Raw genomic sequence first — 14079 nt, 5'->3', positions numbered from 1 at the left:
AATATCTACTTCTTATATCGTTTGAGCTTCGGTGTTAGGGAATTTTTTTATTAAGGTGTGGTATACTTCAATGGCAACCCAGGCATCTGTAGCAGCATATAAAACTTGCCCTTCAGTTAAATATGGAGCTTCCCAGTTAGACAAGCGTTGACGTTTACTAACTCTGAAATTAAGGACGAGACCTGCTAGCTTCTTCAGGCTGGTATCTTCAATACCTACCTTTTTAACATGATCCTGGAGTTCAATAAAACCGCCATGATCAAATCGACATAAGCGGTTTAATCCCTTAATGTCGTCTCTGATTCCCACACCAATTTTTTTAATGGAAGGGTTAGTTAAAAGTCGAATTAATGCTGGGTGCAGTCCTGTTTTATTGAGTCGAAATAAATAAGCTTTTTCTGAAGTTGAGAATTGAAGCAATGACACCTGATTTATTTTACCCTTCTGAAATGAAGGTTTTGTTTCAGTATCAAAACCAATGGCTTCATGTCGTTCAAGTTCACTAACTAATTCTTCTATTGCATTTTCATCCTCTACGACGTCAACCTTGCCTTCAAAGTGTTTTAAAGGTAATTGATTTAATGCTTCTTTACTAATGGTATTCTCCATCTATATGTTAGCTATTTTAGAGTAATGGTTTTTCTTCACTGTTATCATCCTGCCAGTCTTGCTGCATACGATTATACCAACTTTCCTTTTGCTGTTCTTGTTGGAACTCTTCTTCACCTTCTTCCTCGTCAAGCTCTTCCTCGCCATACAAAATCGCATGCAGAGCTCTTAATGTATTAACAGTTCTTTGCCCCCAGTATAGTTTAAAGGAATTCAAAACATCAGCAAGAGCGTCATTCATAACTTCTGTAACCCCTAATCTGTAGGCCGATATAAAGTCTTTCAAATCCTGATAAATATCGGTCATATCTTCACCAATAAATGCAATAACAGGCGTGTCGCTATTTTGCATATCGGCGTTAAAGACTTCAAGGTAATCGTTAAATCGTCCAAGTTTAGATGTGATGCCTTCCTGAATTTGTGCATAGGTCATCTCGTCAACCGTTTTTTCAATACTGTCTTCCAGTTCATTTTCAACTTCAGGCAGCACTGTTGCTTTCAGGTATAAGAGTGGAATTATTCGTGTAGCAACTGTTACAAACTGCTTGCGATTTACTTCATCAATAGACTCCAAAAAAGTACAATATTCTTTAGCTACTGTTACAAATTCAATAACATTTTTAGAGTAAACAATATGCTCAAAAGACTCTTCCATACAATTTATTAATCACCCTTCATTGAGATTTTGCTGATGGGATATTTAAAGCGCAAAAGTAAGAAAAATAAGTGAGTTATACTTTGAGCTCAGGATAATAACAAAAATGATAATTGTATGTTGGTGAAGAGGCAGTAAATCAGAATGTAAGCTGTTTGTCGTAGTATATGCACATTGGTGAATAAACTTACTGTTGGATAAAAATGCTATTTTTGCGAAGGAAATCATCCTTAATGGTATTCGGTTTATAGTTGTTGAACCAAAAGATAGTGAATGAATAAAGAGGTAGTTAGTTTAAGTGTTGTCTATAAGAATCTGTTTGGGCGAATAAAAGAGTTAATTGTTAATCCTAAGAAGGAGTGGGAGTTGATTTTTGCGGAACGCAAATCAACTAACGATGTGTTGGCACAATTTACTTTGCCCTTGTTAGGTCTTTATACTACCATTGTTTTTGTTGGCTATTTGTTTAGTCATCAGGAATTAAATTTCGAAGCGGCATTAAAAGAAGCTGTATTTACCTTTTCGTCTCATTTTTTCGGATTGTATGTTTGTTATTATCTGCTTGTCAGAGTATTAAATGCTTTTAAGTTAGGTGTTGATAAAACTATCATCTTTCAATTAGCAGCCTACTCTTCAGGAGTTGTTTACATTACGGGTAGCCTTACAGCCATGGTTTCTGAAACGATCGTTATAGGCAGTATTATTAATTTCTATTTGGTTTATTTGTTATGGCTGGCATTTGGAGTTATTACACAAGTAGCCAAAGAACAACGAGTTTGGGTAACTGTTATGTCGGGCATTATGCTACTAGTAACTCCAATGTTGATTTACCGCTTATTTGTTTATATTAGCAACCTTACCTTATGAGTTTACCTTCGTCAAGAATAAATATTAGAAATAAACGAGCCACATTTGATTATGAATTAATCGAGCGTTTTGCTGCCGGTATTCAGTTGGCCGGAACCGAAATAAAATCAATCAGATTAGGAAAGGCAAGTTTGGTTGACTCGTATTGTTATTTTGTGAATGGTGAATTGTGGCTAAAGGGGATGCGTGTTTCGGAGTATTTTTATGGTACATTTAATAATCATCAGCCAGAACGTGAGCGAAAACTGCTGTTGAAAAAGAAGGAACTACAGAAGTTGGAACGTAAAACAAAAGAAACAGGACTTACCATTGTACCAATAAAGCTGTTTTTTAACGAACGTGGATTTGTAAAGATTGAAATTGCCCTTGCTAAAGGTAAAAAGCAACACGATAAACGCGAAACTCTAAAAACGAAAGATGCCAGCCGGGAAATGGACAGGGTTCGCAAAAAATTCTGATAAATTTTAATTCGCACGCAACCAAAGCGGCGATATTCCATCTAATAAACGAGAACTTAATCTATGAGATGGAATCAAACCTACAAAATGGCAATATTTCATTATGTTATGGAGTTTTAAAAATGATGACTCGATATAAATGATGTTGATATTGCAGTGAATAATCTTAACGACATAATAAAGGGGTGTCAGAAAGGAAAAGCTTCTGCACAAAAACAATTGTACCATACTTTTGCTGCAAAAATGTTTGCCGTATGTATGCGCTATTGTAAGGATAAGACAGAGGCTGAAGATTGTTTACAGGAAGGTTTTATTAAAGTATTCAATAATATTGATAAGTATGGGTTTAAAGGCTCGTTTGAAGGTTGGATACGTCGGATAATGGTAAATACGGTAATTGAAGTTTATCGTAAAAAACAACCTGAGTTATTGGTTGATGAGTTTCCACTTTTAGCTGAAGATGTTACTGAGGATGTGAATGACGCCTCTTTTAGTCATGATGAATTATTGATTATGATTCAAGAATTACCGCCAAAATATAAGCTTGTGTTTAACTTATATGTGATGGAGGGCTTATCGCATGCCGAAATTGCTGAAACTTCAGGGATTTCAATAGGAACATCAAAATCCAATTTAGCACGCGCCAGGCAATGGCTTAAAAAGAGTATTGAAAACAGATTGTTGGAGAAAAAGCAAGCAGTATGTTAAGGGGCAGAAAAGATATAGATGCTGTTTTTAAAGATGGTTTGGCAAATCACGAGCTAGAGCCAGGTGCATATGTATGGGAGTCAATAGAGAAAAATCTGGCACAACAGCAAAAGCAAAAAAGAATGTTGGTAATATGGCGCAGTGTTGCAGCTGCTTCCGTGTTATTGTTAGTAAGTTTATCTATTAGTTTGTATTATACCGAGGTCATACCTTTTGAGGCAGAAGTGGCTTCAATACAGGAGAATGAGATTAGTGATAAAGCGACACTGGAAAAGGAAGAAGTATCATTAACTAAAAGTGTTGATAAAGACCATTTGAGTAGTGGGCAGGGGGCTTCGCCTGAATTAATTCCTGCAGTGCCGAAAGAGAAATCAACAAAAAAGCAAGTGCAAAAGAAGTATCAAAGGTATGATTCTTATGCGTACGCAAACAATGTTGAAAAGATGAATTATCTGGCTGCCAACAATGATATTGATATCAGGGAAGAATACTTCATTAATACCAGTTTGCACCAAAAAGAAGAAAAGGTTTATTTTCCGATATATGCTACCACTAACGAAGTAAGTAAAAAGCGCACCTCGTTAAGTATTGGAGGTGTTGTTTCGCCTGCTTATAACTCAAAAATGAACACAGGTGGTGGAAGTCCGGTAATGGCATCCTCAAATGTAAAAGTTAACGAGAATGGTATTAACTCAATGGGTGGAGGCGTACAGTTGAGGTTAAGTACTGGTTCACGTTGGAGTTTTGATACGGGAGTATTATACGCCCAGGTTGGGCAAGAAGTGAGTAATACGAATAGTTATCAACCATTTCGTTCCGTAATTGGTAGTGCCGATGAACTGAGTAATGCTGGAGTGGCAAACTCAATGGGAACAATAATTGTTAAGAATCCATCACCAATGTCGGATGCGCAATCAGGAAAGGCTAATCTAATTGAAGCAAGTAATGGTTACGCATCGCTGAGTAGCATGAGTTCTGTAAAACAAACGCTTGATTATCTTGAGGTGCCAATGATGGCTCGTTATTCGCTGATTAAGAATTTTCCGTATTTATCGTTAGCAGGCGGCATTAGTTCTAACTTTTTGGTTAATAACACCGCTTATGCATTAGATGGTGAAGAGCAAGAGAAGATAGGTGAAACCAGCGATATAAAACCATTTGTACTCAGTAGTTCAGTAGGATTGGGACTTGAATTACCAGTTTTTAAATCGCTTCGATTGAATTTAGAACCACGATTTAAGTACTTCCTTAATTCGGTTAGTTCAAATGATGACTTTAATTTTCAGCCATATTCTTTTGGTATCTATGGAGGTGTAACCTTTGTTATTCGTTAGTCTATTTAAGCGATTCAATCATTTGAAAGTAAATTCCTTTTTGAGCTATAAGTTCTTCCGGGCTCCCAACTTCAGCGATAGAAGCGTTTTTCATCACCACAATAATGTCGGCTAACTTAATGGTTGAAAGTCGATGGCTTACTATTATCGCGGTCTTGTCTTTTACAATGTCGCTGAAGTGATTAATTAAACTCGCTTCGGTAAAGGCATCCAAAGAGCTGGTTGGTTCATCTAAGATAATGAGTTGTGCATCGGTATTATAAAACGAACGTGCCAAAGCAGTGCGTTGCCATTCGCCGCGGCTTAGCATCTGACTATCCTTAAATAGAGTACCTAGTGTGGTATCGTATCCATGTGGTAAGTTATTAAATAACTGGTCGATGCCAGCACTTACTGCTGCTGCTGCAACGGATTCAGGTTCATCTTTGCGATGAGTATTTCCCAAGCGAATATTTTCTTTAGCACTTATATTATAAAGCATAAAGTCTTGGAAAATAACTGAGATATTGTTCGCTAATTCGCTGTTTGAGATATTATTCCAATTGTGTTGGTCGACATGAAGTTGCCCTTCGGTGGGTTCATGTAAACCGCAAAGCAATTTTACAAGGGTTGTTTTTCCACTGCCATTTTCACCAACCAGTGCAATGGTCTTTCCCTTCTGTATTGTCAGGTTAATGTTTTGAAGAGCCCATTTTCTTGAGTTTGGATATTTAAAGCTGACGTTTTCAAACTTTATATGGTTGATAATTGGGTTTGGAAAAGACTCTGTGCCAACTTCTCTCTTGACTTCAATGTTTTTAAATTCGAAAAAGTTTTTTAAGAATAAATTGTCTTCGTACAAGGAGCTCAAATTGCCTAATAAACCTTGAAGTACAGAATAGGCACGTTGTAAAGCTAAGAAATACATAGCCATTGTACCTGCGCTGATATTACCTTCGACGGTTTGCTTTATGACGAATGCAATAATAAACAGAAGAATGGCAGTTGAAAATAGTTGAACTGCTATTTCATTAATTGTTTTTCTTTTAGATAAAGACCATTGCTTGTTGCGCAAATCATGTTTGAAATGTTCGTACTCCTTTTTAAATGTTTTTCCCAGGTTGAATACTCTAAGCTCTTTGGCAAAATCTTTTCCTGTTAGTAAGCGATTGAAATAATGAACCCGTCGTTCGTCTTCAGTGTGGTTTTTCCGATACTTGTAGAGCCTGCGTGTATATAGAATTCTCAAATAAAAAACCGGGGCACTTGAAACGGCTAATATCGGAATCAATGCCCAATGTATTTGACTTAGTACGATTAATAATAATATAATTGTCAACGTATTTTGTGCCAACTGAAGCAAGCTGTAAAATATCCGTGCCGGACGATAACTGGAATCATTTAAAGCTCTGTAGAAAATATTTTGGTAATCCGAATCTTCAAAAAAACGATAAGCAATATGGATTGTTTTTTTATGAATAATGTCCTGGATGTAATCATTGACAAAATGACTTTGTCGCTCACGAACCAAACTACTAATCGAGCCACTAACTGCGTTTAGTAGAAAAAAAGCAGCAGTTAAGGCCAGCGTTGTATATAAGGCTTCGGGTGATGCCGTGTTATTAGTTACATGCGTACCTACAACATCAATTAATTGCTTAACAACAAATAATAAAAGCAACGGTATAAAACCACGTATGGAGGTAATAATTGCATTAATAAATGTCCATTTAGGTGAACTCCTATATACAAGGTGCAGTGTTTCTAAAAGATGGTTTAGTGTAAGCTTATTACTTGGCTTCATGTAAGCATAAAAATGAATGAAATACTAAAATAGTACAAAATTGTAAGTAAGCGGACATTAAAGCTTCGAAGTCGTTCAAATAATGATGGGCTTAACTTTGTCGAAGGTGTGTTATGTGGTAGATTTGATCTTAAAGAATCGGCCGTATACACGCCCGGCATAATAAAAGAAGCGTCCGGTAAGAAAAGTTAATTTGGGCATTAAAAATTTGAAGAGTCGATAAGTATAACCATTGGTGCTTCGGATGTTTTTACCTCGTTTTCGTTGAGTAACTACACCCAATACATCTTGTTTTTCAACTGGTTTGTCGGGAAAAATAAGTCCATCACCTTTAAAAAAATAGGTATTGCCCGTTATTTTAATCAAACGATGAGCGATTAATAATTCACCTTTAATAAAAACGCTGATGTCACCTATATTAGGAAGGCATGGCTTAACCAATAACGAATCTCCGGGTTTAAGTAAGGGAAACATACTCATTCCATGCGCCGGCACTTCAACTTGTTGGCCATCTTTAAGAAGCTCGATAAGTGCTTTTTGTATATTGTGCTTAGCCAACTTCATTTAATATCAATTGAATAATATCTTTATCTGGTTTAAAACCACATTCGTATATGCCACATTTTTCTGCTATGCCTTGAAGTGCGTTTAGTCGTTTTTGAATTTGACTTTCTTCGTACTGGAACTGCATGCAATTACCCAGAAGTCCTAAAGTGCCTTTTAAAACAGGTAGCGCATTAAGGTAGTTATCCGGAGACTGCTTGATGATAAATGCTTTGTGTAAAAGTACTGATTTGTTTCTATCCTGATAATAGGGCATCGGGGTATTGTAAATTCGGTAGCCATCATTTTCGGGTACAACAATAAGGCGGTCGTCGTTAATAATAGTAGCCCCTTTGCTTTGCCAAATCTTTGCCATAGTTGATTTCCCTGTGCCTGACACGGCCGAAAATAAATACCCTTTACCATTTAAATCAACCGATGAAGCGTGTATTACAAAGCCCTCATGTTGATGAATAATGTACTGAATAATTAATATTCCTAAAGGGTGAAAAAATGGGTCGATTGTTAAAGGGGCATTATTAAAGAGTGATAGGAATGTATTAATAGTATTGTTATGAGTGTCAATTAATGCAATAACTTTTTTTATAGGCAAATTATCTTCAAACTCAATTAAGATACCATCTTGATTATTAGTGTTAATGATGCTCCATTTGTACGGTAATTCTTCCTCGAATCTTTCTGAACCCTTAAAAGAGTACGTGAAATCTGTGAGTGTGTTTTGATTTAGTATGTCAAAATTAATTGTCCATTCTTGATCTTTTGAATGCTTATCTGTTTGGAATAGGCGACTGCCTCCTTGATTATCGAATTCAAAAAAGGGGGATAAGAAATTTATTTTAAATCTTATGCCCCCTACGCTATAATATCTTGTGTTAGTATTCTTGGTCATTGCTACATGTCGGTATAATCAGGGCTATCGCCACCAAATGGGTAATCTGCAGCCGATGGGTTTTCAAATGGAGGTGCTGAAGCAGGAGGCACTTCCATTGATTTAAGCCCGCCTCCATCTGGGTCCGTAATAGGATCTGAGAACATAAACAAACATGATTGCAAATCATTTAAATGCTCCTCTAAATCTGGTTTACTATAATTTCTTTTAATCTTCATTCTTCCCAATTAGCTTCCATTTACAGCTCTTCAATTATACCACTTTCAACGGCTTTCTTCAAAAAATGTTCCAAATCTTTGTTAGCCGTTTCTTCATCAATCTCAAATTCGCTTAAAATCAACTTAATAAGATCTGTTGTTGACTTCTGCGAACTTAAATGGTTATAAATAAACGAACCCAATTCATTTAGCGAAAAAACCTTTTCCATTTGCGCTACTGCACCAACAAGAGGTACTATGACCATTTCATCGCCTACAGTCTTTTCTACAAAGCCTGTCTGTTTTTTGTAAAACGTTTTCCCCACTAATAAATTTTAAAACTTTGGCAAAAATATAAAAAAACAGATTTCAAGCACTTAATTGTGTTAAAAGAAATAATTAATTTGACCAATGGCGTTTTTTATTCTATCAATAATTCATCTTGTTACTAAAACTCAGTACGGGCAAATGGTGCTGCATCTTGTCCGATAAACTCCTTATTTAAGTATTTATGATAGCCGTTAATTGCAATCATAGCTGCATTATCGGTTGTGTACGAAAATTTAGGGATAAAGGTTTTCCATTTTTTTGTCTCAGCCAATTCCGTTAAACGATTACGTAATCCTGAATTTGCAGAAACCCCACCAGCTAAAGCCACTTGCGTAATACCAGTTTCATCTGCTGCTTTAATGACTTTATCCATTAAGATATCAATAATGGTTTTTTGTAATGAGGCACAAATATCAGCTTTATTTTCCTCTATAAAGTCAGGATTCTTCTTTAATTCGTCGCGCAAAAAGTAAAGTACTGACGTTTTCAAACCACTAAAACTGTAATCGTAATTAGCAATGCGGGGTTTATTAAATTTGAACGCTTCCGGGTTGCCTTCTTTAGCCAATTTATCAATGAGTGGGCCACCAGGATATGGTAATCCCATTATTTTAGCACATTTATCAAATGCTTCACCAGCTGCATCATCAATGGTTTGACCAATTATTTCCATATCCAGATAGTCTCTCACGACAATAATCTGGCTGTTGCCTCCTGAGACTAAAAGGCACAAAAATGGAAATTCTGGCTGGTCAGTGTCGTTTTCATCTTCTTTTATGAAGTGAGCCAATACATGAGCATGCAAATGGTTTACTTCAATTAATGGCAGTTGATTCGCCAAAGCAAATCCTTTTGCAAATGAAGTACCCACCAAAAGAGATCCCATTAAACCAGGTCCGCGAGTGAAGGCAACGGCATTAATGTCCTCACGATTAATGTCGGCATCTTTAATAGCTTTTTCAACTACCGGTATTATATTTTGCTGATGAGCACGAGACGCTAACTCAGGCACTACACCGCCATAAGCTTTATGCACATCCTGGTTTGCCACTATGTTTGACAAGATAATATCGTCCTTAAAAATCGCCGCTGAAGTGTCATCACATGATGACTCAATTCCCAAAATAATCACACTCATAATTTTTGTCAGATAGAATTGTTCCTATTCAAATCATTATTCCCACCTTTTTGTTAATTTTGATGGGCAAAAACGGGGTAAAAATATAAAAAAAAATATCAAAATAGGGATGTATGTTTTAGTAGTACTAATATTAGTGCCACTATTGCTATACTCTTTATTGTTATTGCCTTCAGTACAAACGGCTGTTGTAAGTTATATTACCAAAGAGTTAAGTGAGGATTTAAATACGCAGATTTCGATTGAAAGAGTGCATTTGCGCCCTTTTAAAACCTTAGTGTTAGATGATGTCGTTGTTTTTGATCAACAGGCTGATACACTTTTGTCGATAGACCGGGTGCTGGCAAATGTTGATTCGTTATTTTTCAAGAAAAAACAATTATACCTGAGTCATCTTGAAATCTCAGAACCACTTATTAAAGTTTCGAAACTAGATACGGTTTATAATTATAGTTTCTTATTAAATGCCATTAAGCCGTCTAATAATAATTCATCAGGCTCTAACTGGGATGTTGGTTTGCAAAATCTTGGGGTTGAAAATGGTACTTTGAGTTATAAATCAGATACCATTGATTCTGTAATAAGAGCTTCGGATATTGCTTTGCAAATTAATGATATTCATCAGGATACAATGTGGCATTTTAATTTGGAGCACTTGTATTTTAGTAATAAGAGTGGACTGAATGTTGAAAAAGCTGAAGGTGGTGTTCGGTTTAATAGGTCTAAATTCATTTTTAGCAGAGGCGTTTTTCAGACAAAGAACTCATCCCTTAAAATAGATTCACTTGATGTTAGTTTGTTTTCTGAGAAAGAAGGTATTGCGAAATTGGGCCCTTTTTTCATGGATGTTCAGTATTCTAATATTAGTAGTAAAGACCTTAGAGTTATTAATCCTTCTTTGAGATTACCCGATATAGGACTTTCCGGAAATGCATACGGAACGCTTGACAATATAAAGGGTAGGGGTGTACGACTTCAGTTTGGGCCTCATTCACAAATCAGTTCAAACTTCGATATTAACGGATTACCAAATCTTAATGAAACGTTCTTATACCTGAATGTGAATCAACTCAAAACTACTCCCAATGATATTGAGCAATTACTATCGCATATTCAAGGACAAGCACTCGTATTGCCTCAGGCTATTAAAAGTGTAAATCAGGTTAGTTATTCGGGTAATATTACTGGGTTTTTAACCGATTTGGTTGCCTATGGAGAGTTTAATACAAGCCTGGGTAAAATTAGTACTGATATTGGGCTTAAGATTGATGCCAATGAAAATCTGATTTTTTCAGGTAATTTGTCAACACAGCAGTTTAACGTTGGAAAACTGGCTGGTGCTGAAAACTACATAGGTGATGTGTCAATGTCAGTCGCCATCAACGGACGACGAAAATCAGCTAAAGATTACAATGCATTTTTAAGTGGTGTTGTTGATACTTTTTCAGTAAACGGGTATAAGTATAAAAACATTCGTTTAAACGGTTTATTTGCCAATGAGAAGTTTGATGGTGACTTTTTAATAGATGACCCAAATGGTCAGGTTGGCTTTAATGGTAAAATTGATTTATCAGGTGATGTGCCTCATTTTAGTTTTTTAGCTCACCTGACTGATCTTAAGCTTGATAAATTAAACCTTTATAACAAACACTTAAATAATACGCTAACGGCCGATATTGAAACCGAAATTTCAGGTAAGGACATCAATGATATTGTTGGTTATTTAAATATTAATAATATCAGTTATCAATCCGATGATCATGATGTTAAGGTTGATTCATTATTGCTGATTTCAGTGCGGGAGGGAGAGCGTAAGCGTATTGTACTTCAGTCGGATGTGGCTGAAGGTGATTTGGTTGGGGTGTATAACTTTACGCAAATAGGTAATATGGTGAAGAAGAACTTAACCAATTACCTGCCTGCTTTAAAGTCAAGCTTAAATATTAAGGAAAAAGGCATTAAAGAGAACGATTTTAATTTCTCTTGTACCTTTAAGAAAGTATCTGACCTGGCCAGTTTGTTTGTATCCGATTTAGAAATTTCAGATAACGGTTTATTACTCGGACATTACAATACATCCACAGGGAAAATGGATGTAGAGGCTGAGGTGCAATTTTTAAACTATAAAGGTGTTAAAGCGCAACATCCCGAAGTGCATATTTCAACAGGGAGCGACAAGCGCTTATCTATAGTAACTCGATTGAAAGACTTAAATGTCAATAATCTGGGTTCATTTCAAAATTTGAGTTTCCATCAAATGGCGCATAATGATACGCTTCAGTTTAATGTTTTTTGGAATAACTGGGATGAGTTTACAAATAGCGGTTCCATTTTAACAACGACTTCATTGAAAGGGCGTGATAATGGTATATATGCAACAACCGAGCTTCATCCATCATACGTGATGGTACGGGATAGTTTGTGGGAGCTGCAATCGACAACCTTTCATTATCACCCTGATGGGTTTTCGCTTAAAAACTTTAGAGTGCACCATGGTAATCAGGAAATTGGCGTGAATGGTTTCGTTCATCGAAATGTTAAGGATGGATTAAAGGTTCATTTCCAGAATATCAGCTTGTCTGATATGATAGGTTATCAGGATTTGAAACAAGTTGAGATATCCGGATTCTTAAATGGCTCGCTTGATATTCAAAACCTTTATAAATCGCCGATTGTCAGTGGTGACTTGAGTGTCAATAAATTCAACTTTAATAAGGATGAGTTGGGTGATTTTAAATTAACGGCAAATTACCAGCCTCAACACAATCAAATAAATATACAAACGAGTGTGACCAAGGGCGATTATCAACCATTGTCGGGTGGTGGCATTATTGACCTGGCCAATGAGAGCTTACAACTTAATTACGATATTGACCAATTAGAAATTGGGTTTTTGAATTTATATTTAAGCCGGGTAATGCAGAATTTAACTGGCAAAGTAAGTGGGAATCTTGCCGTGGTTGGTTCATTATCTAGCCCCGAGCTCTTAGGGCGCATCAATGTGAACAAAGCTTTCTTCGATGTAGATTTATTGCAAACGACCTACTCAATGACAGACTCAGTTATTTTTAAGCCTAATCTGATTGAGTTTAAGGGTATTAATATATCTGACAGAAATGGTAAGCAAGGCACCTTTAATGGTAGCATTCAGCACCATGCTTTTCGAAACATGCGCTATGATTTAAGGTTGATTACGAATAATATGCTGGTGCTTGATACCAAATATACCGACAATCCTTTGTATTATGGGCAGGTATATGCCGACGGTAACATGTCAGTAACCGGTACCACCAAGGATATTATTATAGATATCGGCGGACGAACTAGAGAGAATACACAATTTTTCATTCCGCTTACCGATGAAGAGAGTGCAGAAGAAAGCAGTTTTATACGTTTCGTTAATACCAATCCTTACGCCGAAGATGAAAAAAGTAAGGCTGTTGCCTTAATGGATGAATATGAAATTGATTTAACAGGGATGACGGTCAGCATGGATTTGGATATTACGCCCGATGCGCGCTGTCAGGTGATTTTTGATTCAAAAGTAGGCGATATTCTTAAGGGGCGCGGAAACGGTAATCTGCAAATAAAGATGGATAAAGAAGGTGGCATCAACTTTTTTGGAGACTTTAATTTTGATGATGGAGATTACATGTTTACGCTTCAGAATGTGCTGAATAAGAAATTTATCATCAATCAGGGTTCGTCAATAAATTGGGATGGAAGTCCTTACGATGCGGCCATTGATTTGAATGCCACTTATAAATTAAAGACGAGTTTGCTGGATTTAATGGGCGATTATTCCGATGAAGCGCAAAAGAATTATGGACGACGCATTCCTGTTCATTGTAATCTGTTATTGACCGATCGATTAACTAAGCCAAATGTCAAGTTCGAAATTAAAACACCATCAACCCAGGATAATAATCAAAATGTAATCGACTCCTACATTAACACCGAAGAGGAAACAAACAGGCAGGTGTTGTCACTGTTGGTGTTAAATAAGTTTTATTCGCAAGAGAATTCAATCAGTAACAATCCTAACGGTATATCAACAGGTAATAATGCAGCGTTGGTAACTACAACCGAGATGTTATCTAACCAATTGAGTCATTGGTTATCGCAAATTAGTCGCGATGTAGATATAGGTGTGAGTTATCGACCGGCCAGTGAGCTAAGTGACGATGAGGTGGAAGTAGCGCTTTCAACGCAAATGTTTAATAATAGGGTGATGGTAAATGGAAATGTTGGTTATGGTAAAGACCAAACGCGCCCCAGTAACTTAATTGGCGATTTTGATGTTGAAGTAAAGTTAAATCCAAAGGGAAGTATTCGAGCTAAAGCCTACACCCGAACAAATAACGACCTGGTTTATTCGACCAATACCTCGCCAACTACGCAAGGTGTAGGTGTGTCATTTAAAGAAGAATTTGATTCATTAGATGAGCTGATGCACAAATATTGGTTGAAGATATCAGGCAAAAATAAGGCTAAAGAGAAAACCGAAGCTGATAAAGAGACTAAAGATTAATGTTTTTGTTCTTTAT

13 protein-coding genes are annotated in these 14079 nt (G+C 36.5%); 5 read left to right on the top strand and 8 right to left on the bottom strand.

The annotated features are described in order from the left end of the window. Positions 1–12: 12 nt before the first annotated feature. Together JIV24_RS00640 and JIV24_RS00635 are read right to left on the bottom strand one after the other, a co-directional pair. Positions 13–609, bottom strand: a complete 597-nt coding sequence (locus tag JIV24_RS00640; protein ID WP_200463055.1) for a 3'-5' exonuclease — start codon at positions 607–609, stop codon at positions 13–15. A 16-nt stretch (positions 610–625) separates the two neighbouring features. After that, positions 626–1264, bottom strand: a complete 639-nt coding sequence (locus JIV24_RS00635) for a DUF5063 domain-containing protein (protein ID WP_200463054.1) — start codon at positions 1262–1264, stop codon at positions 626–628. A 273-nt stretch (positions 1265–1537) separates the two neighbouring features. On the opposite strand from JIV24_RS00635, the gene JIV24_RS00630 reads away from it, so the two are divergent. From JIV24_RS00630 to JIV24_RS00615, 4 genes are all read left to right on the top strand, one after another. Beyond that, positions 1538–2131 carry a YIP1 family protein gene (locus tag JIV24_RS00630; RefSeq protein ID WP_200463053.1) on the top strand — a complete coding sequence of 198 codons (594 nt, stop codon included), beginning with the start codon at positions 1538–1540 and terminating at the stop codon, positions 2129–2131. Next, positions 2128–2589 carry an SsrA-binding protein SmpB gene (smpB, locus tag JIV24_RS00625; protein ID WP_200463052.1) on the top strand — a complete coding sequence of 154 codons (462 nt, stop codon included), beginning with the start codon at positions 2128–2130 and terminating at the stop codon, positions 2587–2589. Before JIV24_RS00630 ends, smpB begins: the two co-directional genes overlap by 4 nt. A gap of 156 nt (positions 2590–2745) precedes the next feature. Further along, entirely contained in the window at positions 2746–3297 is a 552-nt protein-coding gene (locus JIV24_RS00620; RefSeq protein WP_289047621.1) for an RNA polymerase sigma factor, read from the top strand. Continuing rightward, positions 3291–4631 (top strand): outer membrane beta-barrel protein, encoded by a 1341-nt coding sequence (locus JIV24_RS00615; RefSeq protein ID WP_200463051.1) that lies wholly within the window; start codon positions 3291–3293, stop codon positions 4629–4631. Before JIV24_RS00620 ends, JIV24_RS00615 begins: the two co-directional genes overlap by 7 nt. Before the next feature lies 1 nt (position 4632). Here the strand turns inward: JIV24_RS00615 and JIV24_RS00610 are convergent, their stop codons facing one another. The 6 genes from JIV24_RS00610 to tsaD all read right to left on the bottom strand — a co-directional run bounded on the left by JIV24_RS00610 (position 4633) and on the right by tsaD (position 9532). Then, entirely contained in the window at positions 4633–6414 is a 1782-nt protein-coding gene (locus JIV24_RS00610; protein WP_200463050.1) for an ABC transporter ATP-binding protein, read from the bottom strand. 111 nt (positions 6415–6525) lie between these two features. Beyond that, positions 6526–6978: a S24/S26 family peptidase gene (locus tag JIV24_RS00605; RefSeq protein ID WP_200463049.1), complete on the bottom strand. Its 453-nt coding sequence runs from the start codon at positions 6976–6978 to the stop codon at positions 6526–6528. Further along, complete coding sequence (locus JIV24_RS00600; protein WP_200463048.1) at positions 6965–7867, bottom strand: hypothetical protein; 903 nt, start codon at positions 7865–7867, stop codon at positions 6965–6967. The genes JIV24_RS00605 and JIV24_RS00600 overlap by 14 nt, the downstream gene beginning before the upstream one ends. Before the next feature lie 2 nt (positions 7868–7869). Then, complete coding sequence (locus tag JIV24_RS00595; protein WP_200463047.1) at positions 7870–8085, bottom strand: hypothetical protein; 216 nt, start codon at positions 8083–8085, stop codon at positions 7870–7872. Positions 8086–8105: 20 nt separating this feature from the next. Then, entirely contained in the window at positions 8106–8390 is a 285-nt protein-coding gene (locus tag JIV24_RS00590) for a PqqD family protein (protein WP_200463046.1), read from the bottom strand. Between the two features lie 122 nt (positions 8391–8512). Further along, positions 8513–9532, bottom strand: a complete 1020-nt coding sequence (tsaD, locus tag JIV24_RS00585) for a tRNA (adenosine(37)-N6)-threonylcarbamoyltransferase complex transferase subunit TsaD (RefSeq protein ID WP_200463045.1) — start codon at positions 9530–9532, stop codon at positions 8513–8515. Between the two features lie 109 nt (positions 9533–9641). On the opposite strand from tsaD, the gene JIV24_RS00580 reads away from it, so the two are divergent. Beyond that, complete coding sequence (locus JIV24_RS00580; protein ID WP_200463044.1) at positions 9642–14063, top strand: translocation/assembly module TamB domain-containing protein; 4422 nt, start codon at positions 9642–9644, stop codon at positions 14061–14063. Positions 14064–14079: the final 16 nt, after the last annotated feature.

This window comes from Carboxylicivirga marina (assembly GCF_016612505.1).
Classification (GTDB): domain Bacteria; phylum Bacteroidota; class Bacteroidia; order Bacteroidales; family Marinilabiliaceae; genus Carboxylicivirga; species Carboxylicivirga marina.
This window is presented reverse-complemented; position numbering and strand designations above follow the sequence as displayed.

What these genes read in the sequence shown, in the direction of transcription:
- JIV24_RS00595 (WP_200463047.1), bottom strand. Translation starts at nt 8,085, where the DNA reads ATGAAGATTAAAAGAAATTATAGTAAACCAGATTTAGAGGAGCATTTA.
- JIV24_RS00580 (WP_200463044.1), top strand. Translation starts at nt 9,642, where the DNA reads ATGTATGTTTTAGTAGTACTAATATTAGTGCCACTATTGCTATACTCT.
- JIV24_RS00605 (WP_200463049.1), bottom strand. Translation starts at nt 6,978, where the DNA reads ATGAAGTTGGCTAAGCACAATATACAAAAAGCACTTATCGAGCTTCTT.
- JIV24_RS00600 (WP_200463048.1), bottom strand. Translation starts at nt 7,867, where the DNA reads ATGACCAAGAATACTAACACAAGATATTATAGCGTAGGGGGCATAAGA.
- JIV24_RS00630 (WP_200463053.1), top strand. Translation starts at nt 1,538, where the DNA reads ATGAATAAAGAGGTAGTTAGTTTAAGTGTTGTCTATAAGAATCTGTTT.
- smpB (WP_200463052.1), top strand. Translation starts at nt 2,128, where the DNA reads ATGAGTTTACCTTCGTCAAGAATAAATATTAGAAATAAACGAGCCACA.
- JIV24_RS00610 (WP_200463050.1), bottom strand. Translation starts at nt 6,414, where the DNA reads ATGAAGCCAAGTAATAAGCTTACACTAAACCATCTTTTAGAAACACTG.
- JIV24_RS00640 (WP_200463055.1), bottom strand. Translation starts at nt 609, where the DNA reads ATGGAGAATACCATTAGTAAAGAAGCATTAAATCAATTACCTTTAAAA.
- tsaD (WP_200463045.1), bottom strand. Translation starts at nt 9,532, where the DNA reads ATGAGTGTGATTATTTTGGGAATTGAGTCATCATGTGATGACACTTCA.
- JIV24_RS00635 (WP_200463054.1), bottom strand. Translation starts at nt 1,264, where the DNA reads ATGGAAGAGTCTTTTGAGCATATTGTTTACTCTAAAAATGTTATTGAA.
- JIV24_RS00615 (WP_200463051.1), top strand. Translation starts at nt 3,291, where the DNA reads ATGTTAAGGGGCAGAAAAGATATAGATGCTGTTTTTAAAGATGGTTTG.